Genomic DNA, 17,589 nt, shown 5'->3' with positions numbered 1-17,589 from the left:
GGGCGCGATCACGGCCGCGCGGTGGCGACCGCCTGCTTGAGCGCGGCGGTGAGCTCGGCTTGGTGGTGCGCCTTGGCGATGTTTCCCGCGATCTTGAAGAACGGGAAGATCACCCGGTAGCCCGGCGCGCCCTTGCTGTACAGGAACACTGGCGCCACTTGCTTGCGCGCCTTGCGCTCCCACACCCCCATCTCGCCGTCGATGGTGCCAACGAAATAGCGCTCAGCGTTGCCCTTGCGCTTACTGCGCTTGCTGCCTGTGGCGTTGGATTGATAGCCGCGGCCACCCTCGGCGGCACCCAGACCCGACAGGATGCGGGTCATGGTGCCCCGCGAGACGTTGCCGTACTGGTTGAGCAGGTCCTTGGCTGGCAGGGCGAACTGCCTCGACTTCATCAGGCCCTGGGCAATCAGCGACTTCTCGAACCGCTTGTGCGGACGCTGGCCGCCCTGCACCGCCTGCTGCAGGTAGGTGTCGGCCGGAATGCCCGTGGTCCAGGCATCCTTGAAATACACCTTGGCCGGACGGGACTTGGTCGCCGCCTGGACAAACAGGCTTTTCATGGTGGTGGGGGTCGGCCGATCCAGGCGCTTCTCCATGACCTCCAGCACGCCCGGCTTGACCCGCTGAGCCAGGCGCGTCTGAGCCAGTACCAGGGCAAAGGGGATCTGCTTACCCTTGATGTCCGAGATTTCCCGGAACAGCGCATTGCTATCAGCGGCGATCTTCAGGTCAATCATTGAGCCACCTCAATTATTGTTCCGACTGCACCCCTGCGCGCTTGGCCAGGAACTGGGTGTAGAGCCCACCAGCAACGTCTGCACCGATCACAGCAATGACGATGCCGAGACCAGCAGCTAGATACAGGTTGTTCCAGATTGCCAAGGCAAGCAGAAGGGTTGCCATGCCGAGCAAGCCCGACGCCAGAAAGCGTAGAGCCACCCGCTGCAGAATCTGTCGCAGACTCAGGTCGGCGCCTGATGCCCGCAACATCTCTCCGGAAAGTCCTGCCATGCTCAGGAGGATCAATAGCCAAAGCGGTACATCGGCGAGAGCCTGATGCTCGGTACTCATCTGCATTCCTCTGTAGGGTCGGCCGCTAGGACACTGTCATCCGCTCGGGGCAAGGAGCCAGGCATAGGGCCGAAAACGAAAAAGCCCAGCGCGATGGCTGGGCTCTAAAAAGCAAAAAGCCCGCCTTGAGAGACGGGCTTTGCACGCGGAAAAACCGCAAAGTAACGTAAATCTAAAGATTCGGCCCGGGGCTGTCAAGCTGCCTCGCGCCGACTTTCTAAAGCGCCGTCTATCCAGGCTATTCCTGCCTTCCACAACTGCCTGGTCTTCTCTGCGCCAAACCCAAGCTTTTTGCCGACATCAACTAAAGCAGTGTCCCGTGACGTGTAGTAACGAATGATCACCTTGCCGCACTCCGGATATCGATTGCGCAGACGCCCTACCAGACGGTCCATCATCAACGCTTCGTCATCCGTGATCATGGGTGTCGCTACATCGTTCTCACGCGATGCGCAGCACGATACCCCCGATCCCAGTACCACCCACCTGCCCCAATGCTCCAACAGATCTTCAACCGTCCGCTCTAACATCCCCATGCCCTTCACCTTAATCCCCAGTGTAATTTGACCCACCCGCACCTCGGCGATTGGACTCTGTGTACTGCTGCTCCGGCCCGACCACCCTCTGTGGGGCTTTCAGTGCCGATATTTCTTGTTCTGCCGCCTGCAACTTGAAGCTCAACTGCGTTACCAGCTCCTCCAACGAAAGCACCAACCTAGAATCCTCAACAACCCAACCCGAACCATTGCAGTCGCCGCAAGCACGCTCATAAAACACCCCCATCACCACCGCCCTACCCCGACAAACTGGACACCGAATCAGGTCCAGGCGCGGATGATCAAAGCCACGGCTCATGCTGTTTTTCACGTTTTGCATTCTCCCCTGTAATAAATTCGTCGATGGGGCTCCGCGCCTTGCGTGGTTTGGGCTGCGGCCCGTTGTGAGAAATTGCGGATTGCACGCCCGTCAACCCATGGATGGCTGCAAAACCGACCCCGTCTAACCATTCGTGCCACTGCTCAAGTGCTTCCCGGCGAAGCCCGTTGCCTTTGGTTTTGATGTAGGTATCAGCAACCTTGCCAAGTGAGTGATTGAGCAGCATTTCGCCGATGAACCCATCAACGCCCATGTCGAGCCATGCAGTTCTTGCGACCTTTCGCAGGTCGTGGCTGGACCACGCACGGCTGGCAAGACGGCGAAACACTGCTGAAGCTTGACTCTGGCTAAGGGGCTGCCCTTTGCGACCGGGAAACAGGTACTGCCCGCTGTACCCGCCTGCGATCTGCAGGGCGCGGTACCGGCGCAACAGGGCGCACACTTGCGGGGTTAGTGGCAGCCGGTGCTCGGTCCGGGTCTTGGTCCGAATCGCAGGAATGAACCACTCTGCATGGCTCAGGGTGAAGTCAGCCCACTCGGCCTGTCGCGACTCGCCCAACCGCGTGCCGTGACAGATCATCAACAAGGCCAGCATCGCGTCGGCCGGGGCCTGCTCAAACAGGCCGCCAAGTGTTGGAACGACTTCCGCCAGGTGGTCTGCACGCAGGCGGCCGTCCTTGGGCAGGATCTTAGTCTTGATGAAGTGCTTGAACTTCATCTCGGCCATGGGATTGACGCCAAGCAGGCCCAGCTCGCGTGCTTTCCCAACAGCCAGGCTCAGCACTCGGAACATCTGCCGGACATAAGCTGTCGAGTACTCCGCCTGAGCGGGCCACATCAGTCGCTTATCCAAGGTGGCAGCAGTCAGCGCACCAATCGGCAAGTCATCGAGCCGCGGCAGCAGCTGCTTACTGATCACAGTCCTGACCGTATCCTTCCAGGATGCGGACAACGCTGCATCGCTGGCTGATCGCTCGCTGAACCAACGGAGCAGATCGCCCATCGTCACCAACCCCTCGAGGGCAACGGCATCACCTGGTTGTCCCAGCAGCCGCTGACGAAGCGCTGGCAGCTCAGCAAATATGGCAGCCGGACCGTATTCCGGAAAACGAGCGAGCCGGTTCCACTTACGGCGGACAACCAAGAACCACGTCCCTGCCTGCCGGCTTTTGTCAAACCGAAACCTCAAACCAGGGTGACGTGGGTCGCGCAGATCGCGCACCGCGAGCTCGGCTGCCTGTCGGCGTATTTCAGCATCGGACAATTTCACCGCCACAGTTGCACTCATGCCGAAACCAGCCTCTCGCGCAGCAGTTCTTCTTGAAGATCGACAACTTCGAATGCAGATGGCCACATGCGTACGCCGTGCAGCCGGGCCGACTGCTCGTCGCGGTACAGGGCAACCGGCGGCTGGGGCTGGTGGCTGAGGCCGAAGGCCTGGCTGTGGCAGTACAGTGCGTAGCGGTACTCAGCAGGATCAGGCGCCAGCAGCACTGGATCGCTCATGCGCTTTTCCTCGAGGCGCGCAGCGCGGCCAGCGCATTGCGGCCAACCTCGGGCGTACGGCGCGGCTGGGCCTTCGCGGGAAGCGCCAGCGGCATTGCCTGGAGCGGCTCACCCGCCATCAGGCGGCGCACGGCGATGGCATAGTTGCGCTCGAACAGCTTCAGGCTGAGGTCGGCAGCGAGGCGGTTCAGGTTTTCAAACCCGCACTCCTTCGCCGCGTGCCATACCGCGTCATGCGACCACTTCCCTGCCCCGGCCATCGATGGGTGGGCATTGCGGCACGCTTCGTGGAACGCCGCTTTCAGCGTTGGCAGGCCGAGCATCTCCGGCGATGGCTGGCACCACTCGATGAACTTGCCCGGCGCCGGGATGAACTCGCGGCCCGATTGGCGGCAGCGCATCAGCCCGAACTGCAGCTGCTCGGGGGTATTGATCCCTGCCTCAAGGAACGCGGTCAGCCATTGCTGCTTGGCGGCCTTGTACGTGTTCATGTCCGGCCAGGCCTGCTTCCAGGCGCTGAAGATGGTTCGCAGATCACGGAACAGCCCGTTGATCACCGTTGCGGTCTTGCGATCAAGCTCAGCCTTGACCTCGGCTGGCAGCGTGTCCCCAGCAGGGATGTACTGGCCGGTTTGTACCTTGGCCCAGAGGCCATGGGCGATGGTGGCTACCTGGTTCACTGGTCACTCCCCCCGTTGATCCATGAGGTGTCGTCGTCATCGAAAGAGCTGGATTGCTGCGCGCTCGGTTTGCCGGTAGCGGATCGAGCTGCCCGGGCCAGGTCCGATTTCACCCAGTTGACCAGGGCGGCGAGCCATTGCTTCTCGGTCTGCACCAAGCCCTTCGCGTCGTGGTGCAGCACAAACCCTGCGATCGCCTTGGAGCCGAAGTTGTCCAGGGTGAGTCCTGCACGAAGTGCGTAGGCCTTGAGCTGGTTTTGATCCGGCTCCCAGTCCAGGAACATTTCGAACGGCTCGCGCAGAGAGTGAGTAGATTGGTTAATTGACGTATTGGGTGCAGCTGCTGCACCCCGTTCTGCGTTTTCCTGCACCCCGTTCTGCTGTGAGCTGCACCCCGTTCGGTTTGCTGCACCCCGTTCTTTGCGAGGTGCAGCAGATGCACCCCGTTTCAATTGGAGGTCGTACACGACTGGGCGACGGTCACGGCGGTCGATGTAGGCCGCGGCGATAGCTTGGTTGCCTTCGACAATCCAGCCAGCTGCGGCCAGCTCGTCGAGCTTGAGGCGGATAGTGCGCTCGGACAGGCCGGTGTCTTCGGACAGCGTGGCAGCCGATGGGAAGGCGCCACGGCCATCGCTACCGGCGTAGTTGGCGAGGCACAGAAGGACGTGTCGTGCAGCAGGATTCTCGATCTCGGATTTCGGGATGGCGAGAGCCCAGGTCATGGCTTGAACGCTCACAACGAACCCCCGGCGTTCTTCTCGGCCAGGTAGGCCAGGCCTTTGGTGGTCACAAGCACGCTGTACGCCGCGCGGTCTTCGCCCGTTTCCGGGTGCGGCTTGAGCGACGTGACCTTGTGCTTGAGCAGGCCGGCAGTGATGCGTGGCTGGTAGGCGACCCAGCGCGTCGATCCTGGGCGGCGGTATATCCACCGGTTCTCCTCCATCCAGGCGAACAGCTTCGACGGCGCCAGCTGCAGCTGCTTGGCCGCGTCGGTGATGCAGATCGCCCCGCCGGCTCCAGCCAGTCGGTTGATGGCCGCGACCTTGGGCGCCTGCTGGGCCAGGGCTACTTGCAGGCGCTGATTCTCTTCGGCCTTGTCGGCAGCTAGGCGCAGGGCTTCGGCGAAGTTGGTCGGGATCTGGACCTGGGCCACCACTCGCGATTCCAGCTCCTGCCAGCGATCGATGATCTTGGCGCGCAGTTCGACGCTGTACCCCGAGACGACCACCATGGTGTCTCGGTAGGTGAGCAGGAACTCGACGTAGCGCTGGCCGTTCTGCGGGTGGGTGTAGGGGGTCTCGTTCGATGAAACGACACCCTTCTTGATGAGCAAGCGGACCGTCTTGAGCACGTTATCGTGTGTGCTGCCCGTGAGCAGTGCGATCTCGCGGGAGGACATCACCTGATTCGTCAGCTTTGGTGATCCAGCCAGAACTGACGCGCCAGCTCCGGTATTGCTTGAATCGTGTGCGATGTGCATAATCGACCTCGTTGAGTGTTTGAAGAAACCGGGGTGCCACCCGGTTTTTTTTCGTCCGTAAATTGGCCAAGGAGGCTATGGAATGGTTAAGGGCGCTATTGCGGCGGCGAATCTGAACATTGGCCGGTATGTTGCGAGGTCGCCTGCGGGCTACCTGGTGATGGATCTGATGCAGGGGGACCTAAACCTCCGAGACGTTGTGAGTTTCGATCCCACACATTTCGGTCCGGCTTGGTTGATAAACCACACCACCGGAGAGTCCGTCGAAGTCTGCGTCGAAGCACTTCTTTCAAACCTACGAGCAGCAGTAGCTCTAGCGGAGAGTAGATAACCCCGTTCTCAAAATGCCCTCCGAGCCACAGTCGCTTGCCAGTATTCATAATCTTTCTCACCGCTTTCTCCTGCTGACCGCTGCCAGGTTATGTCTATGAAATAAGTACTGGATGAATGAACAGCGGGACGACCTCACTACTGGCGCAAAGCCAGATCGTTGATAATTCGTTTCAGGGTCAGGCTGATGCCCGGCGTGTCATCCAGAATGGTTAAGCGGCGTTGCGCTTGGCCTTGATCACTTTCTTGTGAAGAGCCTCAATCGCCTTGCCCACTTCGTATCTGGTGCCTCCACCCTTGGTAATCCTGAAGATCGTGGTCTGAGTCGCCCCGCACTGCTCCGCAATGCGCGCTTGGCTCCAGCCCTCCTCTGCCAAGTCGGCCAGCATCTGGGTGATGGTCATATAGCATCCTTTAATACGGTTTGTAATTAGCCATGATAATACGCTACCGAATTAGCACAGGCAATACACTTCGCCCTCCCTTAATTCGCCGGGTCGAAGCTATGACGATTGCGCTGCGGCTGCGCACGAAAATGACCGAGAAAGGCCTTTCTGAGAACGAATTGGGTCGACGCGCCGGCGTTCCGCAACCGACCATTCATCGGATCCTGCATGGGGACAGCAAAACCCCCAGGAAGCTCACTGTAGAGAAGCTGGCTCGTTCGCTTGGTGTAACTCCCGAGTGGCTACTTTTTGGCTCTACCCACGGGAATGTGGTATCAGTGCCGCATCCGCACAGGGAAGCTAAGGAGTACCCAGTGATCAGTTGGATAGCTGCAGGTGCATGGGCTGAATCGTGCGATGTGAAGCATTTAGGGCTTGGCGCGGAGATGTTGGCGTCGAATGAGAATGCTGGTGAGAATGGCTACTGGCTTGAAGTGCAAGGAGATTCGATGACCCCTTCACAGGGGAATGGCTTCACTCCAGGTATGCGAGTCCTCGTAAAACCGGAAGGCTTTGATCTGGTCAGCGGCAAGTTTTACATCGCTCGCCTTCGCACCTCCGGTGAGACGACGCTGAAGCAGTACGTGAGGGATTCAGGCATTGAGTACCTCAAGCCGCTGAATCCAGACTTCAAGATGATTGTGATTGATGAGACGGTCCACATCATCGGCAGAGTGATTGATATCAAGTACCCCGCCTCCTTCCTGTAGCACCTCCCGCCTAGCCCGTAATACAAAACCCGCCACCACCCGGCGGGTTTTTTATTGCCTGCGCACAAATTAATTCACTTTCGGATTAAAACCGCTTGACCGTTTTAATTCGGTTTCGTATTGTTCGACCCATCGAAGCGCATTACGCCGCTCCGGTTGGGGCCTCAAAAGGATCCACCGCTCTTTAACAACCCGACGTGACCACCTCGACGCACCCAGGCCATCGCCTGGGTCGGGACAAGCTAAGTCGTCGACCACGCAGCCTCTGGATAGCTGCCGGACTCCCCTCATGGGAGGACGCCAAACCATGAAAGCCAGCCGGAAGATCATCGATCACGAAATGTGTGACGCCGGCCAGGTTGGGAAACCGCGGCGCCGAGCATGGAGCGGAAAAAACACCACAGGAGGAAACAGCCCATGAAGTAGCAAGCCCAGCCGTAAAGCGGACCGGCAACCCACGACGAGCTGCCCCATTCACTGGGCCGCAGAGCTGCAGCTGGCAGTCGTGTAGCGAACATTGACCCCGACGACCACGGAGCCGAAGCCGATCTAGGCGCCGTGACCAGGGAAGCTCAAGGCCGAACAAGCGCAAAGCGATGCCATCGGCGGCGGAGCGAGATCCAAACGATTCACTGAAGCACCTGGGCGACCGGGTGCTTTGGGAATCCACTGGAGGCAGCACCGTGAACAAAGAAGATATCTACGACCACCAGATCAGCCCTCTCATGCAGAAGGTCATCCAGATTTGCAAAGACGCAGGCATTGCAATGCATGCGAGCTTCGACATCGCGCATGACGGTGAAGGGCCAAATGGCGAGGACTGCTCCAGCCTGACTTGTACCACCCACCTGCCGGATGGTGACGGCAAGTTCAACCAGCGCTTTGCGAAAGCGAACGCGATCATCAGCCAAGGCCACCAATCGCAAGCTGCTGCAGTCATGCACCTCACTACCGTGAACGCTGACGGCTCGAAAACCCTGACGGCAATCATCTGATTTCACTGGCTGGCCTTGGCATCAGGGCCAGACGGGGAGCCATCAGGAGGGCAGGCATGTATACGACCGACGATGTAATGAAGATCCGAAAATTCGGGCGCGTGACCATCACCAAACAGGGCATCAGTGTTGAAGGCTTTGAAGTGAAAGGTGCCATGTGCCGCGACGTTGCTGTTATGGCTGCGGCCTGGGCGATCGGTGAGCTTCAGCGGGAAATGCTCAAGACGATCGAAAAGCCCGGCGGCGGAAATATCGGGGTCGACTGAGACATCACCATGACAACCACCCCACTCAAAACGATCAGCCTGACTGTGCACGAAGACGGCAAGAAGGTCATGTCGCTGCATAACAGCGAGGTGGTCAACGGCCTTTTCTACGCCGCGCATGTGCTCACAGGCATCGAGCGGCTCGACCTGATCGAGAAGATACAGGCCGCGCACGCAGAGCTCGAAGCGCGATTCCGATAGACCCTCACAACCAACGCCACGTCAGCCTGACGTTAACTGCCCGAGCGCCAGGTTCCCCATCACCTGGATGCATCGGTCGTAACGCTCGCCCTCCCCTGGTCCGGGAGGTTCACGGCAGCGAGCGTTACGACCAATGCATCCACCCCAGAGAGGCAATACATCATGACTACGATCACCAGCGGCGATTGGATGGGCCACCTTGGGCGTGGCCTTGCACCGCGTGAGTTGCAATGCGTTCTGTTCGTGGCCCAAGGCCTGACAGCGAAAGAGATCGCCAAGAACATCGACATCGCCCCGGGCACCGTCGACAAACGCCTCTCCGCAGCAATGTTCAAGCTCGGCGTTCTGCGCCGTACCGCCCTGGTGGCCGAAGCCATGAAGCGCCAGATCATCAGCCCGGCCTGCTACATGCTCGCCGCGATGATCGCCATGCACACCGTCATGGGTGATGACCCCGCCCGCCGTGAGCGCCGGAGCGGTGATCGCCGTGTTGCCCATCTTCGTGTGGAGCGGACGGCTGAAGCCTTCGAATGCCACGTCTGACCCCTTCCCAACCCTTTGAGGAGATTCCAATGCATCCATCTATGCAAGAGCGCGTGGCCGGCCTGGAGGCGATGCGTGCGCGCACCACGCTTGCTACCGATCAGATGTACGCCTTGATCGGCCGCCCAGCACCTGCCAGGCAGATCCGCTTCCAGGTCATCAGCAAGGGCAAGGCGTTCCACATCGTCGAGCGACTCACCGGCAAGACCAAGGGCTTCTGCTTTACCCACCGCGCCGCGCTGAATTTCGCCCAGGCGCTGGAGGCAGCTGCTGACCGCAAGCTGGTGCCTCGCCAATGAATCGCGGGCAAGACCTCGACCACCGCGCCGCACTGCTGGCCCAGCTGAATTCGAGCATTGACAACTTCTTCATCAACGGCGGATCGGTGCAGCCCCTCCCGAGCCTCGGATATGTACCGCCCCGGCCTCGCCGTGATCAAGATCCCGCGCGCGCCCTAGCACGGGAACCACTCAGCACAAGAGCCGCCAAGCGCACGCAGCGCCTCGAAGAGATTCGCAAGCTGGCAGAGACCATGACCTATGCAGAGGCCATGGTTCACACGGGCAAGTGTCAATCAGCTCTAGTTCGAGCTGCCGCAGCAGGTGGCTTCAAGTTCCAGCCCAACCCAAACAGGGGAAAGGGCAACTTGGGCAAGAAGCTGAGCGACCCCGTAGAGGATCGACTGAAGTCCGAACAAATCATTGCCTTCCGCAATATCGGCATGACGCGAGCTGACGTTGTTCGTGAGCTGCAGATTTCCTTCAAGCAACTCGGCCGGATTCTTCGGGAGTTCGGGGAAGAATTCCCGACAACCGCCGACAGGCGAGCGAAACGCAAATCATGAAACGCATGGCCGCGCGCATCCGGCACGGTCGGCGACAGCAGCATATCAACCTGCCGCCTAGCGGCATCGTTCACCAGGAGACGCAACAATGCCAAAGCCCACAGACACCACTGAGTTCCTGCATGAGCTCAACGGTGGCGCCTTCGCCAGTCAGATCGGCCACGCCCTCTCCGAGGTAGCCGCAGGGGTCGTTGACCATGGCAAAACTGGCAAGATCACGATCACCTTAGACTTCAGCCAGATCGGCGACTCACACCAGGTGAAGATCAAGCACAAGCTCGACTACAAGGTGCCGACCAAGCGCGGTACCCGTAGCGAGAACACCACCCTCGACACGCCGATGTACGTCGGTACCGGCGGCAACATCTCCCTCTTCCCGGAGAAGCACGACCAACTTTTCACTCGCGATCAAGCTCCAGTTCACCCACGCGCCTAAACCCCTCCAAGGAAAATTCGCATGTCCCTCAGCAAAGAAGCGCTCGAACTCATTCAGGAACAAACCATCGCGGCTGTGGGCCGGGATGTGCCAGGCCTGGGCCCGGTGGTCATCGTCCCGCAGAACTTCAACGTGGTGGACCTCGAACGCTACCAGGAAGGTCGCAACCGCTTCCGTGGCACCTTCTCCACGCATTCGCTGGCCGACTTCAGTGCCTACGTGGTGGAGCGCTCAGCACCAGCCGCACGCGGCTTCATCGATCAGGACGCCATGAGCTGCATCGTGCTGTTCAACCTGGGCACCCCGGAGGAACCCGGCCACGCAGATGACCGCGCCGTGCTGCGCCTGAAGGCCTCGGCGGCGTTCGCTGCTGTGCAGGCGGTCTGCGGCCAGAGCCTGGCCCAGAAGACCATGAGCGACTGGATCGAGGACTGGAACCAGCACCTGAGCGCCACCGATGAGAGCGGCGCGGTGATGTCGATCGCCAAGGCCATTGCCGCGGTGCGCACCATCACCGTCAAGGCTTCCTCGGAAAGCGACCACGCGGTCAGCGAGACTCGCGCCAGCCGCAGCACCATGGATGCGATCGAGGCCAGCAGCAAGGAAACCTTGCCAGCTTGGCTGGACTTCAAGGTAATCCCCTTCGAAGGCCTGGGCGAACAGGTGATCCGCCTGCGCATGTCCGTCATCACCAGCGGCTCGCAGCCGGTGCTCAAGCTGCGCTGGCTCGGCGAAGAGGCGCAGCGCGAGGCCATCGCTCAAGAGTTCAAGCAGGTTCTGGAGGAGAAGGTAGACGAGTCCGCAAAGCTGGCGCTGGGCACTTTTGATTCGAAGTGATGTTACTCCGCACCACGATATCACGATGCTGCCCGTTGTGGCGCGGAGGCTTAAGGCTGCATATCCAGTGCGAGGATTTGCAGCCCTGCGAAACCTCATCAGTCTTCGGACTTGAGGAATACCACTAAAACATCGGGGTGTTCCGCCTTGAACTCATCATCTAGGACAGCCTGAGCCTCGCCGAATTCAATATTCACCAGATTAGGTCCTCTACGCTTAACGCGCCCCAGTGTTAGTCCGCCCTCGAAGCCGACCTCGTCGTCATCAGGGTACGACTCGAGCTGGCGTCGAAGCTCTCCTACAGTGATGCTGTATTTTCCCATTTCAACCTCTAAGTCAAACCGAGTCATTGTCGATCAGTAATAAAACTCTACCCTACCGAGAAGCCATCAATCATAAATTTTTGATCCTCAATAAGGCTAGCTGCTAGAAGCCGATTCTCCGGGAGGGAGGGCCGGCTGTGCTTTCCCTTTGATATCTTTGAACTGGGCTTTTACTCTCTGTGGAATGATATAAGTCCCCACCAAGATATGCTCAACAACCTCCAGAGCTAACAATAACTGCCCCTTAGTATGAGCCTTGGCTTCATGAGCAGCCAAATTCCCCAAGTTTCTAATCTTATGGAGTGTATCAATACCTTCCTTGGTTGCGAGCGACTTCGCATGGAGATCATCAATTTTTTTGCTAAGGTCGCCTCCCGCGGCGCCAACATCTTTACAGATTGACTCCACTAGTGCTCGGATAGCTATACCACCAGTTATTAAAAGGTCATTCTCTACTACTGAACGAGCCTCTCTGTAAACTTGCCCAATACCGAACGGGAGGCTCCAATGGTCCAACACTCTCGACCCCACAGCCCTACCAGGATAGAAAGTTACGGTCTCATTATAATGAAACTGGTCGGACTCATAGTCCGGCTCAAAATCCTCAGAGTTAGTTGAGCAAACTCTAAAAGATATATCTTCACACCCCAAACACTGAATAATCTGATGCTCTACGTGCCAATCATAGCTATTGCCTCCAGTGTCCTCTGAGCCACTCTCCACATAGCAGCTTACAACCTTGTGACTGGTTTCACGGCAACATTCTCTACACGGGAATTTATAAGAAATCCCTTCTTTGCTCTTCAACTCAAACGTGAGTCTTTGCGCCGCCATCACTTATCTCCATTGGCAAACCTCAGCGATACATACCTTAACCAGGCGAATTACGCCACTCTTGAGGGCGGTTTACATGACAACAGCAATCGACCTGTTCGCCGGCCTCGGCGGATGGAGCACCGGCGCGCGCGCCGCGGGCGTCCGGGTTCTCTGGGCGGCAAACCACTGGCCTGAGGCTGTTAAGTGGCATGCAGCCAACCACAAGGATACCGAGCACGTCTGCCAGGACCTGCACCAGGCTCGATGGGAGCACGTGCCTGCGCACGACCTGCTGCTGGCCTCGCCTTGCTGCCAGGGCCACTCGAAAGCCCGTGGCAAAGCGTCCGGCAATCCGCAGCATGACTCTTCGCGTTCGACGGCCTGGGCAGTGGTTTCGGCCTTGGAGTTCCACCGACCCCAGGCGGCGCTGGTCGAGAACGTGGTCGAGTTCACCGACTGGGCGCTCTACCCCGCTTGGCTGGGCGCGGTGCAAGCGCTGGGATATCAGGTGGCGCCACATGTAGTGGACTGTGCCGACCTAGGCGTGCCACAGCACCGGGTTCGCCTGTTCCTGGTCATCACCCGCAGCCGGGCGCCGCTCATGCTCCAGCTGCAGCAGCGCCAGCACGTACCGGCCGCCAGTTTCCTTAACTTCGACGCCGGACGCTGGTCCTCCATCGAGAAGCCAGGCCGGGCCCAGGCAACGCTGGATCGGGTCCGCAACGGCCGAACCCGCTTCGGTGAGCGGTTCATCATGCCATACTACGGCAAAGGTTCAGGGCTGACCGGGCGCGACATGAGCAGGCCGATCGGCACCATCACCACCTTGGATCGATGGGCGCTGGTCGACGGAGGCCGCATGCGGATGCTCAGCGCCAGCGAGGCCCTGGCCGCGCAGTCCTTCCCCGCTGACACGCTTCGGCCGGACAACCACCGGCTGACCATGCACATGGCGGGAAATGCGGTACCGCCCTTGGCTGGCCAGGGGGTGATCGAAGCGCTGCTGGAGGCTGCATAACCTCAGCGCGGGTCATCGAGGTCCTGCTGACGTCGTGCAGTACCTGCATGGCAGTCGAGCAGATCAGCCACCTGGCTGCGCAACTCAAGCACCTCGCAGTGCAAGCTTTTCAGCTGCTCTTCGCGGTGGTTGGTGAGCCAGGCGCGGTCAAGCTCAATGGCTTCTATGCGGTGCGACAACAAGCGGATCCCGCGCAAGGCGAACTGGCCAACCAACACGCCCATACAGACCGCGACAAACGTAAGTACCGGCAACGAATCATCCATTCCAAGCCCTCCCGTTAAATCGCGCGAGTGTAGCGCAGCGGCAGTAACCCCTCTCCCCTCTATTTCGCCGCAGACTGCGGTTGACCTTCAACCTGGCCAGCAGAGGCCAAGCCGTGGGTGGCTATCACCCGCGCCCGACCCACACCCCATGCAAGCGCTCGGGTCATGGATTCGCCGGGACGGTTTTCATAGGCCTCTTCATGTAGAGGTAAGCCAGAGGGGCTGTAGATACCGATGAACAACTGAGTGGCACCGACACGCGACAGCCGTACCTGCACATCGATGTAGGTTCCGTCGATGAGCGTTTCGCCATGCGTACGGTTATGAAGCGTTGGGTCTGACCAGTCCCAGAACAGATCGCCTCGCTGTCTCATAGCCCCTCCTGATCCGTCGGTCGAGTTTTATATCCGTCCGACAAAGATAACGGAACTCTTCGCATCCGCAAGGATATCCGCCGATTTTGAGAGCCAGTCGGACTACCGGCGCCGTAACTTTCGGTACCCATAAATTTGCATCTTTCACAGCCGCTCCAAGCGGCAAGGACGAAGTCATGCCTGAAGAAATCCAGCTGATCCAGCCGGCGCCTGTAGTGCGCGATGAATACGGAATGTTCCAACATCCCGACCTCCCCGACTTCGATGAGGGTGACGGCGACAAGTGCAAGGCATGGATCGCGTTACAGGGCCTGCAGGTGAAAATGGTCGAGCTCGAGTACCACAGCGATGAAGCGATCTCTGAACGCTACTTCGACGCTGGCGACGCGGACTGCAGCTATTGGGAGCCGGATCGCCCTGATGGCGACGACTGGTTCTGCCTCTCGATCCACTATACCGACAACGGCCCTGTGTGCTGGTGGGCGCGCCGCGAGGTGAAGCCATGAATAGGCGAAAAACACACTTCACATTCGGCGGATCAGGCGCGCCACAAGACGACGGCGACGACTACGTTTTCTGCGGTACCAGCCTGATCGAGGGCGACTTCACAACGAAGGAAGGCATGGTCACCTGCAAGCGCTGCATCAACGCGCTGGCCGCTCGTCATGAGGCTCACCAGAAAGACATGGAGAGCCGTAAGGCAGAGCTTTACGACGAGGCGTGGGCGCTCGCCAAAACCCTTGGCTGGATGAACGTCACGGATGCCCTGCGCTACGCCGGCGCGGCCGGTGACTATTACAATCGGCCGCGCGAGGTGAGCCAATGACCCGCCTAGCCCTCTTCCTCCTGCTGCTGGCCACCGGCACCAGCGCGCAGGCCGAGCAACTGACTCGTCAAGTCAAAGTGATCCACGACGAAAAGCGCGCGGTGACGTGTTGGATATTCGAGGAATACAACAAAGGCGGCATCAGCTGCATCCCCGACAGCCAGCTGCAGGCCGGCACCGAGCCCCAGCTCTCCCCGCACGAAACCCAACCCGAACCTACACCCGCACTGGCGCCTTGGCGCTGGATTGATGAGAGGTATCAGCTGTGAGCAAAGTTGAATGGAATGGCCGGGGGCTGCCGCCAGTCGGCACAGTGTGCGAGTTCAACTCGAACTGGGCCCACAGTGCGGGCGGCGAAAGCTGGCACAAGGTGAAAGTTGTCTTCCTGTCGGATGAAACCTACGTGGTTCGCCGTGAAGACGCCCCTCCCGGAGAGGTCGCCGAGCTCTCAGGCTCGGCATGGATGGTCGCGGCTGAGCGCTTCCGGCCCTTCCGCACCCCTGAGCAAATCGCGGCGGAAGAGCGCCTTGCTGCGATCAACTACATGGAGATCGACGCCGGCATGTGCAGCACGGCCTTCGACGGCGACCCAGAAGCGCGCGCGTGGATCGAGAACCTGATCGACAAAGGCTGGCGCAAGCAGGTGGCGCAATGACCGACCTGATCGAAGCGAAGACCTGCACCTGCCCATCCGGCGATGGAATATTGCGCTGGCCGTGTCCGGTGCATCCTGCCGACGAGGTGATGCCGTGATCGAGAAATTCACCATCCACGAACTGGAAGCTGCGCTTCAAGGTCGCGCCAAGCCCCGCAACCTTCGGGGCGGCGAGACCATCGCGCAGTATGTGTTACGCGAGGTGCAGGAGCTGGCCGCCGAGCGGGATCGGTTGCGCGAAGACCGCGACGGCCTGCTCGAAGCCGGTGCCCACCTGCTGTAACCCCTTCCCCCTCCCCCATAAGACTCAAGCCCGCAGACATGCGCGGGCATGGAGAGCTATTGCCATGACGAAAGAAGAACTGGCCAGCCTGCCCGAGAAGGTGCGTGCTGCCGTCGAGGCTGGCAAAGCGGCCGCAGCGGCCTGCACGAATGATGGCGGCAGCGCCAACCTCGACCGCGTCGTCATACCTGTTCCAGGCCTCCGCGCCAGCCAGCTGCCCAGTCTGCCGGGCTACGTTCAGAAGAAGAGCCGCTACCACCAGCAGGGCGTCCATCTGGACACGCCTTGGCCGGGTCACGCCAACCAGCACAGCGCTGGGGTGCAAGCGATGTATCAGTCGCTCAAGGCCCAGGGCGTCAACTGCTACGTCTACTACCAGGTCGACTGACCACCAACCTGCCGCCACCGGCGGCATGGAGACCATCCCATGGAAACCGAGATCCTTTCGGACGAAGAGCTGGCCGATCTGACCGGCTACAAGGCAAGGGGCTACCAGCGCCGCTGGCTCAAAGAACGCAACTGGCACTACGTCGAGAGCCGCGGCGGGCGCCCACTGGTCGGCCGTCAGTACGCCCGCATGAAGCTTGGAGCGGCCCTCGAAGCGACTCAACTGGCGCCGCCGCCCCCTCCCCAAGCACCCGCTTGGACGCCAGATATTTCGAAGGTGAGGTGATATGCGCCCCAGGAACACAGAGAACAGGGATTTGCCGCCGGGCGTTTACAGGCGTAAGCGCACCAGCAAAAGCAAGAAGAAGCCCCCGAAGGTCTGGGTTAGCTACTACTACCTGGACAGGACAGGGAAGGAAATTCCGCTGGGAACGGATCTGAGCCTGGCCAGGATAAAGTGGGCCGAGCTCGAGTCAAAGGATAAGCCCCAGGACCTGCGAACGATGAAGGCAATCTTCGACAGGTACGAACGCGACATCATCCCCAAGAAAGCGCCCCGCACCCAGAAAGACAACCTGGCAGAGCTCCGGCAGCTGAGGCCGTTCTTTGACGGGGCGCCTGCGGATGCCATGAGCCCCGCCTTGATTGCCCAGTATCGAGACGCTAGGACCGCCCCGGTGCGTGCTAACCGCGAGATAGCCACGCTATCCCATGTCATCAACACCGCTCGGGAGTGGGGACTATTCACCCGGGAAAACCCGTGCCAGGGCGTGCGCAAGAACAAAGAGGTGCCACGCGACTTCTATGCGAACGATGCGATCTGGAAAGCTGTATATGCGAAAGCAGGGGATGAACTGAAGGTCGCCATGGACTTGGCGTATTTGACGGGCCAGCGTCCGGCAGACGTACTGGTGATGAGGAAGGACGACATCGAGGACAACGCCCTCGGCGTCAAGCAGAAGAAGACGAACAAGAAGCTCAGGATCATGCTTGAGGTTGACGGAGCGGAGAGCGGCCTAGGCGCGCTGATCAGGATGATTCTGCAGCGGAATGAGCAGCACAGCTCGCCCTACTTGCTGCTGACCGATGGTGGCAAGCGCGTAACCGCTTCAATGCTTCGGCATAGATGGGACGACGCCCGCGAGGAGGCGGTGAAGCACGCGGTCGCTGCTGGCGACAACCTCTTAGCCAGCCGCATCAGCCAGTTCCAGTTCAGGGACATCCGACCGAAAGCGGCCTCTGAAATCAAGGATGTCGACCACGCCAGCCTGCTCCTGGGGCACACCAAGGGCGACATTACCGAGCGGGTGTATCGCCGCGTCGGCGCGCTCGCGAAACCGACCAAATAAGGAAAGTATCGGAAGCGCTTCCGAAACGAACCCCTCCCAAGGGTGTTCCCATGGTTGGTTTCTCT

The 17,589-nt window shown here is 59.8% G+C and carries 32 protein-coding genes; 18 read left to right on the top strand and 14 right to left on the bottom strand.

Annotated elements, in window-relative coordinates; all coding sequences use genetic code 11:
• Nucleotides 1–8 precede the first annotated feature (8 nt).
• From AC0ZZU_RS10525 to AC0ZZU_RS10480, 10 genes are all read right to left on the bottom strand, one after another.
• The gene (locus tag AC0ZZU_RS10525) at nt 9–740 is read right to left on the bottom strand and encodes a hypothetical protein (protein WP_476340517.1); all 732 of its coding nucleotides are present in this window, start codon (nt 738–740) and stop codon (nt 9–11) included.
• 13 nt (nt 741–753) lie between these two features.
• Nucleotides 754–1,074: a phage holin family protein gene (locus AC0ZZU_RS10520; RefSeq protein ID WP_476340515.1), complete on the bottom strand. Its 321-nt coding sequence runs from the start codon at nt 1,072–1,074 to the stop codon at nt 754–756.
• 194 nt (nt 1,075–1,268) lie between these two features.
• Nucleotides 1,269–1,604, bottom strand: coding sequence for an antiterminator Q family protein (locus AC0ZZU_RS10515; protein ID WP_476340736.1), 336 nt, complete (start codon nt 1,602–1,604; stop codon nt 1,269–1,271).
• 16 nt (nt 1,605–1,620) lie between these two features.
• On the bottom strand, nt 1,621–1,950 hold the full coding sequence (locus AC0ZZU_RS10510; RefSeq protein ID WP_476340514.1) for a hypothetical protein: 330 nt from the start codon (nt 1,948–1,950) through the stop codon (nt 1,621–1,623).
• Nucleotides 1,913–3,238, bottom strand: a complete 1,326-nt coding sequence (locus tag AC0ZZU_RS10505) for a tyrosine-type recombinase/integrase (protein ID WP_476340512.1) — start codon at nt 3,236–3,238, stop codon at nt 1,913–1,915. Before AC0ZZU_RS10505 ends, AC0ZZU_RS10510 begins: the two co-directional genes overlap by 38 nt.
• Entirely contained in the window at nt 3,235–3,456 is a 222-nt protein-coding gene (locus AC0ZZU_RS10500) for a hypothetical protein (RefSeq protein ID WP_476340511.1), read from the bottom strand. Before AC0ZZU_RS10500 ends, AC0ZZU_RS10505 begins: the two co-directional genes overlap by 4 nt.
• A complete protein-coding gene (locus AC0ZZU_RS10495; protein WP_476340510.1) occupies nt 3,453–4,136 on the bottom strand; it encodes a replication protein P in 684 nt (227 codons plus the stop codon). Before AC0ZZU_RS10495 ends, AC0ZZU_RS10500 begins: the two co-directional genes overlap by 4 nt.
• Entirely contained in the window at nt 4,133–4,861 is a 729-nt protein-coding gene (locus tag AC0ZZU_RS10490) for a helix-turn-helix domain-containing protein (RefSeq protein WP_476340735.1), read from the bottom strand. Before AC0ZZU_RS10490 ends, AC0ZZU_RS10495 begins: the two co-directional genes overlap by 4 nt.
• An 11-nt stretch (nt 4,862–4,872) precedes the next feature.
• The gene (locus tag AC0ZZU_RS10485) at nt 4,873–5,538 is read right to left on the bottom strand and encodes a phage antirepressor KilAC domain-containing protein (protein WP_476340509.1); all 666 of its coding nucleotides are present in this window, start codon (nt 5,536–5,538) and stop codon (nt 4,873–4,875) included.
• 623 nt (nt 5,539–6,161) lie between these two features.
• Complete coding sequence (locus AC0ZZU_RS10480) at nt 6,162–6,353, bottom strand: hypothetical protein (protein ID WP_476340507.1); 192 nt, start codon at nt 6,351–6,353, stop codon at nt 6,162–6,164.
• Nucleotides 6,354–6,454: 101 nt separating this feature from the next.
• Between AC0ZZU_RS10480 and AC0ZZU_RS10475 the strand changes: the two genes are divergently transcribed.
• The 9 genes from AC0ZZU_RS10475 to AC0ZZU_RS10435 all read left to right on the top strand — a co-directional run bounded on the left by AC0ZZU_RS10475 (nt 6,455) and on the right by AC0ZZU_RS10435 (nt 11,227).
• Nucleotides 6,455–7,105 carry a LexA family protein gene (locus AC0ZZU_RS10475; protein WP_476340505.1) on the top strand — a complete coding sequence of 217 codons (651 nt, stop codon included), beginning with the start codon at nt 6,455–6,457 and terminating at the stop codon, nt 7,103–7,105.
• Nucleotides 7,106–7,788: 683 nt separating this feature from the next.
• On the top strand, nt 7,789–8,100 hold the full coding sequence (locus AC0ZZU_RS10470) for a hypothetical protein (RefSeq protein WP_476340503.1): 312 nt from the start codon (nt 7,789–7,791) through the stop codon (nt 8,098–8,100).
• A gap of 56 nt (nt 8,101–8,156) precedes the next feature.
• Nucleotides 8,157–8,366, top strand: coding sequence for a hypothetical protein (locus AC0ZZU_RS10465; protein ID WP_476340502.1), 210 nt, complete (start codon nt 8,157–8,159; stop codon nt 8,364–8,366).
• Between the two features lie 9 nt (nt 8,367–8,375).
• Nucleotides 8,376–8,567 carry a hypothetical protein gene (locus AC0ZZU_RS10460; RefSeq protein ID WP_476340501.1) on the top strand — a complete coding sequence of 64 codons (192 nt, stop codon included), beginning with the start codon at nt 8,376–8,378 and terminating at the stop codon, nt 8,565–8,567.
• A 162-nt stretch (nt 8,568–8,729) separates the two neighbouring features.
• The gene (locus AC0ZZU_RS10455) at nt 8,730–9,110 is read left to right on the top strand and encodes a response regulator transcription factor (RefSeq protein WP_476340500.1); all 381 of its coding nucleotides are present in this window, start codon (nt 8,730–8,732) and stop codon (nt 9,108–9,110) included.
• Nucleotides 9,111–9,139: 29 nt separating this feature from the next.
• On the top strand, nt 9,140–9,409 hold the full coding sequence (locus AC0ZZU_RS10450; protein WP_476340499.1) for a hypothetical protein: 270 nt from the start codon (nt 9,140–9,142) through the stop codon (nt 9,407–9,409).
• A complete protein-coding gene (locus AC0ZZU_RS10445; RefSeq protein WP_476340497.1) occupies nt 9,406–9,954 on the top strand; it encodes a hypothetical protein in 549 nt (182 codons plus the stop codon). The genes AC0ZZU_RS10450 and AC0ZZU_RS10445 overlap by 4 nt, the downstream gene beginning before the upstream one ends.
• Nucleotides 9,955–10,042: 88 nt before the next feature.
• The gene (locus AC0ZZU_RS10440; RefSeq protein WP_476340496.1) at nt 10,043–10,390 is read left to right on the top strand and encodes a hypothetical protein; all 348 of its coding nucleotides are present in this window, start codon (nt 10,043–10,045) and stop codon (nt 10,388–10,390) included.
• 21 nt (nt 10,391–10,411) lie between these two features.
• A complete protein-coding gene (locus tag AC0ZZU_RS10435) occupies nt 10,412–11,227 on the top strand; it encodes a DUF2303 family protein (protein ID WP_476340494.1) in 816 nt (271 codons plus the stop codon).
• Nucleotides 11,228–11,325: 98 nt separating this feature from the next.
• On the opposite strand, the gene AC0ZZU_RS10430 is transcribed toward AC0ZZU_RS10435, so the two are convergent.
• The gene (locus AC0ZZU_RS10430; RefSeq protein WP_476340493.1) at nt 11,326–11,577 is read right to left on the bottom strand and encodes a hypothetical protein; all 252 of its coding nucleotides are present in this window, start codon (nt 11,575–11,577) and stop codon (nt 11,326–11,328) included.
• A gap of 69 nt (nt 11,578–11,646) precedes the next feature.
• Nucleotides 11,647–12,384 (bottom strand): DUF4145 domain-containing protein, encoded by a 738-nt coding sequence (locus tag AC0ZZU_RS10425; protein ID WP_476340491.1) that lies wholly within the window; start codon nt 12,382–12,384, stop codon nt 11,647–11,649.
• 76 nt (nt 12,385–12,460) lie between these two features.
• Here AC0ZZU_RS10425 and AC0ZZU_RS10420 point away from each other — a divergent pair, with 76 nt between their 5' ends.
• Nucleotides 12,461–13,384: a DNA cytosine methyltransferase gene (locus tag AC0ZZU_RS10420; protein ID WP_476340489.1), complete on the top strand. Its 924-nt coding sequence runs from the start codon at nt 12,461–12,463 to the stop codon at nt 13,382–13,384.
• A gap of 2 nt (nt 13,385–13,386) precedes the next feature.
• Here the strand turns inward: AC0ZZU_RS10420 and AC0ZZU_RS10415 are convergent, their stop codons facing one another.
• Both AC0ZZU_RS10415 and AC0ZZU_RS10410 read right to left on the bottom strand, forming a co-directional pair.
• Nucleotides 13,387–13,650 (bottom strand): hypothetical protein, encoded by a 264-nt coding sequence (locus AC0ZZU_RS10415; protein WP_476340488.1) that lies wholly within the window; start codon nt 13,648–13,650, stop codon nt 13,387–13,389.
• Nucleotides 13,651–13,709: 59 nt separating this feature from the next.
• The gene (locus AC0ZZU_RS10410; RefSeq protein WP_476340486.1) at nt 13,710–14,024 is read right to left on the bottom strand and encodes a hypothetical protein; all 315 of its coding nucleotides are present in this window, start codon (nt 14,022–14,024) and stop codon (nt 13,710–13,712) included.
• A gap of 176 nt (nt 14,025–14,200) precedes the next feature.
• Here AC0ZZU_RS10410 and AC0ZZU_RS10405 point away from each other — a divergent pair, with 176 nt between their 5' ends.
• From AC0ZZU_RS10405 to AC0ZZU_RS10370, 8 genes are all read left to right on the top strand, one after another.
• The gene (locus AC0ZZU_RS10405) at nt 14,201–14,530 is read left to right on the top strand and encodes a hypothetical protein (RefSeq protein ID WP_476340485.1); all 330 of its coding nucleotides are present in this window, start codon (nt 14,201–14,203) and stop codon (nt 14,528–14,530) included.
• Complete coding sequence (locus AC0ZZU_RS10400; RefSeq protein WP_476340483.1) at nt 14,527–14,850, top strand: hypothetical protein; 324 nt, start codon at nt 14,527–14,529, stop codon at nt 14,848–14,850. Before AC0ZZU_RS10405 ends, AC0ZZU_RS10400 begins: the two co-directional genes overlap by 4 nt.
• Complete coding sequence (locus AC0ZZU_RS10395) at nt 14,847–15,119, top strand: hypothetical protein (RefSeq protein WP_476340481.1); 273 nt, start codon at nt 14,847–14,849, stop codon at nt 15,117–15,119. Before AC0ZZU_RS10400 ends, AC0ZZU_RS10395 begins: the two co-directional genes overlap by 4 nt.
• A complete protein-coding gene (locus AC0ZZU_RS10390; RefSeq protein ID WP_476340480.1) occupies nt 15,116–15,505 on the top strand; it encodes a hypothetical protein in 390 nt (129 codons plus the stop codon). The genes AC0ZZU_RS10395 and AC0ZZU_RS10390 overlap by 4 nt, the downstream gene beginning before the upstream one ends.
• 94 nt (nt 15,506–15,599) lie before the next feature.
• Nucleotides 15,600–15,788, top strand: a complete 189-nt coding sequence (locus AC0ZZU_RS10385) for a hypothetical protein (RefSeq protein ID WP_476340479.1) — start codon at nt 15,600–15,602, stop codon at nt 15,786–15,788.
• 64 nt (nt 15,789–15,852) lie between these two features.
• On the top strand, nt 15,853–16,176 hold the full coding sequence (locus tag AC0ZZU_RS10380) for a hypothetical protein (protein WP_476340478.1): 324 nt from the start codon (nt 15,853–15,855) through the stop codon (nt 16,174–16,176).
• Nucleotides 16,177–16,215: 39 nt separating this feature from the next.
• Complete coding sequence (locus AC0ZZU_RS10375; RefSeq protein WP_476340477.1) at nt 16,216–16,461, top strand: DUF4224 domain-containing protein; 246 nt, start codon at nt 16,216–16,218, stop codon at nt 16,459–16,461.
• A gap of 1 nt (nt 16,462) precedes the next feature.
• Nucleotides 16,463–17,524 (top strand): tyrosine-type recombinase/integrase, encoded by a 1,062-nt coding sequence (locus AC0ZZU_RS10370; protein WP_476340475.1) that lies wholly within the window; start codon nt 16,463–16,465, stop codon nt 17,522–17,524.
• Nucleotides 17,525–17,589 lie beyond the last annotated feature (65 nt).

It is taken from the genome of Pseudomonas sp. JE3303, assembly GCF_056312565.1.
The sequence above is the reverse complement of the archived record's forward strand: the minus strand, read 5'-3'. Positions and strand labels throughout refer to the sequence as shown.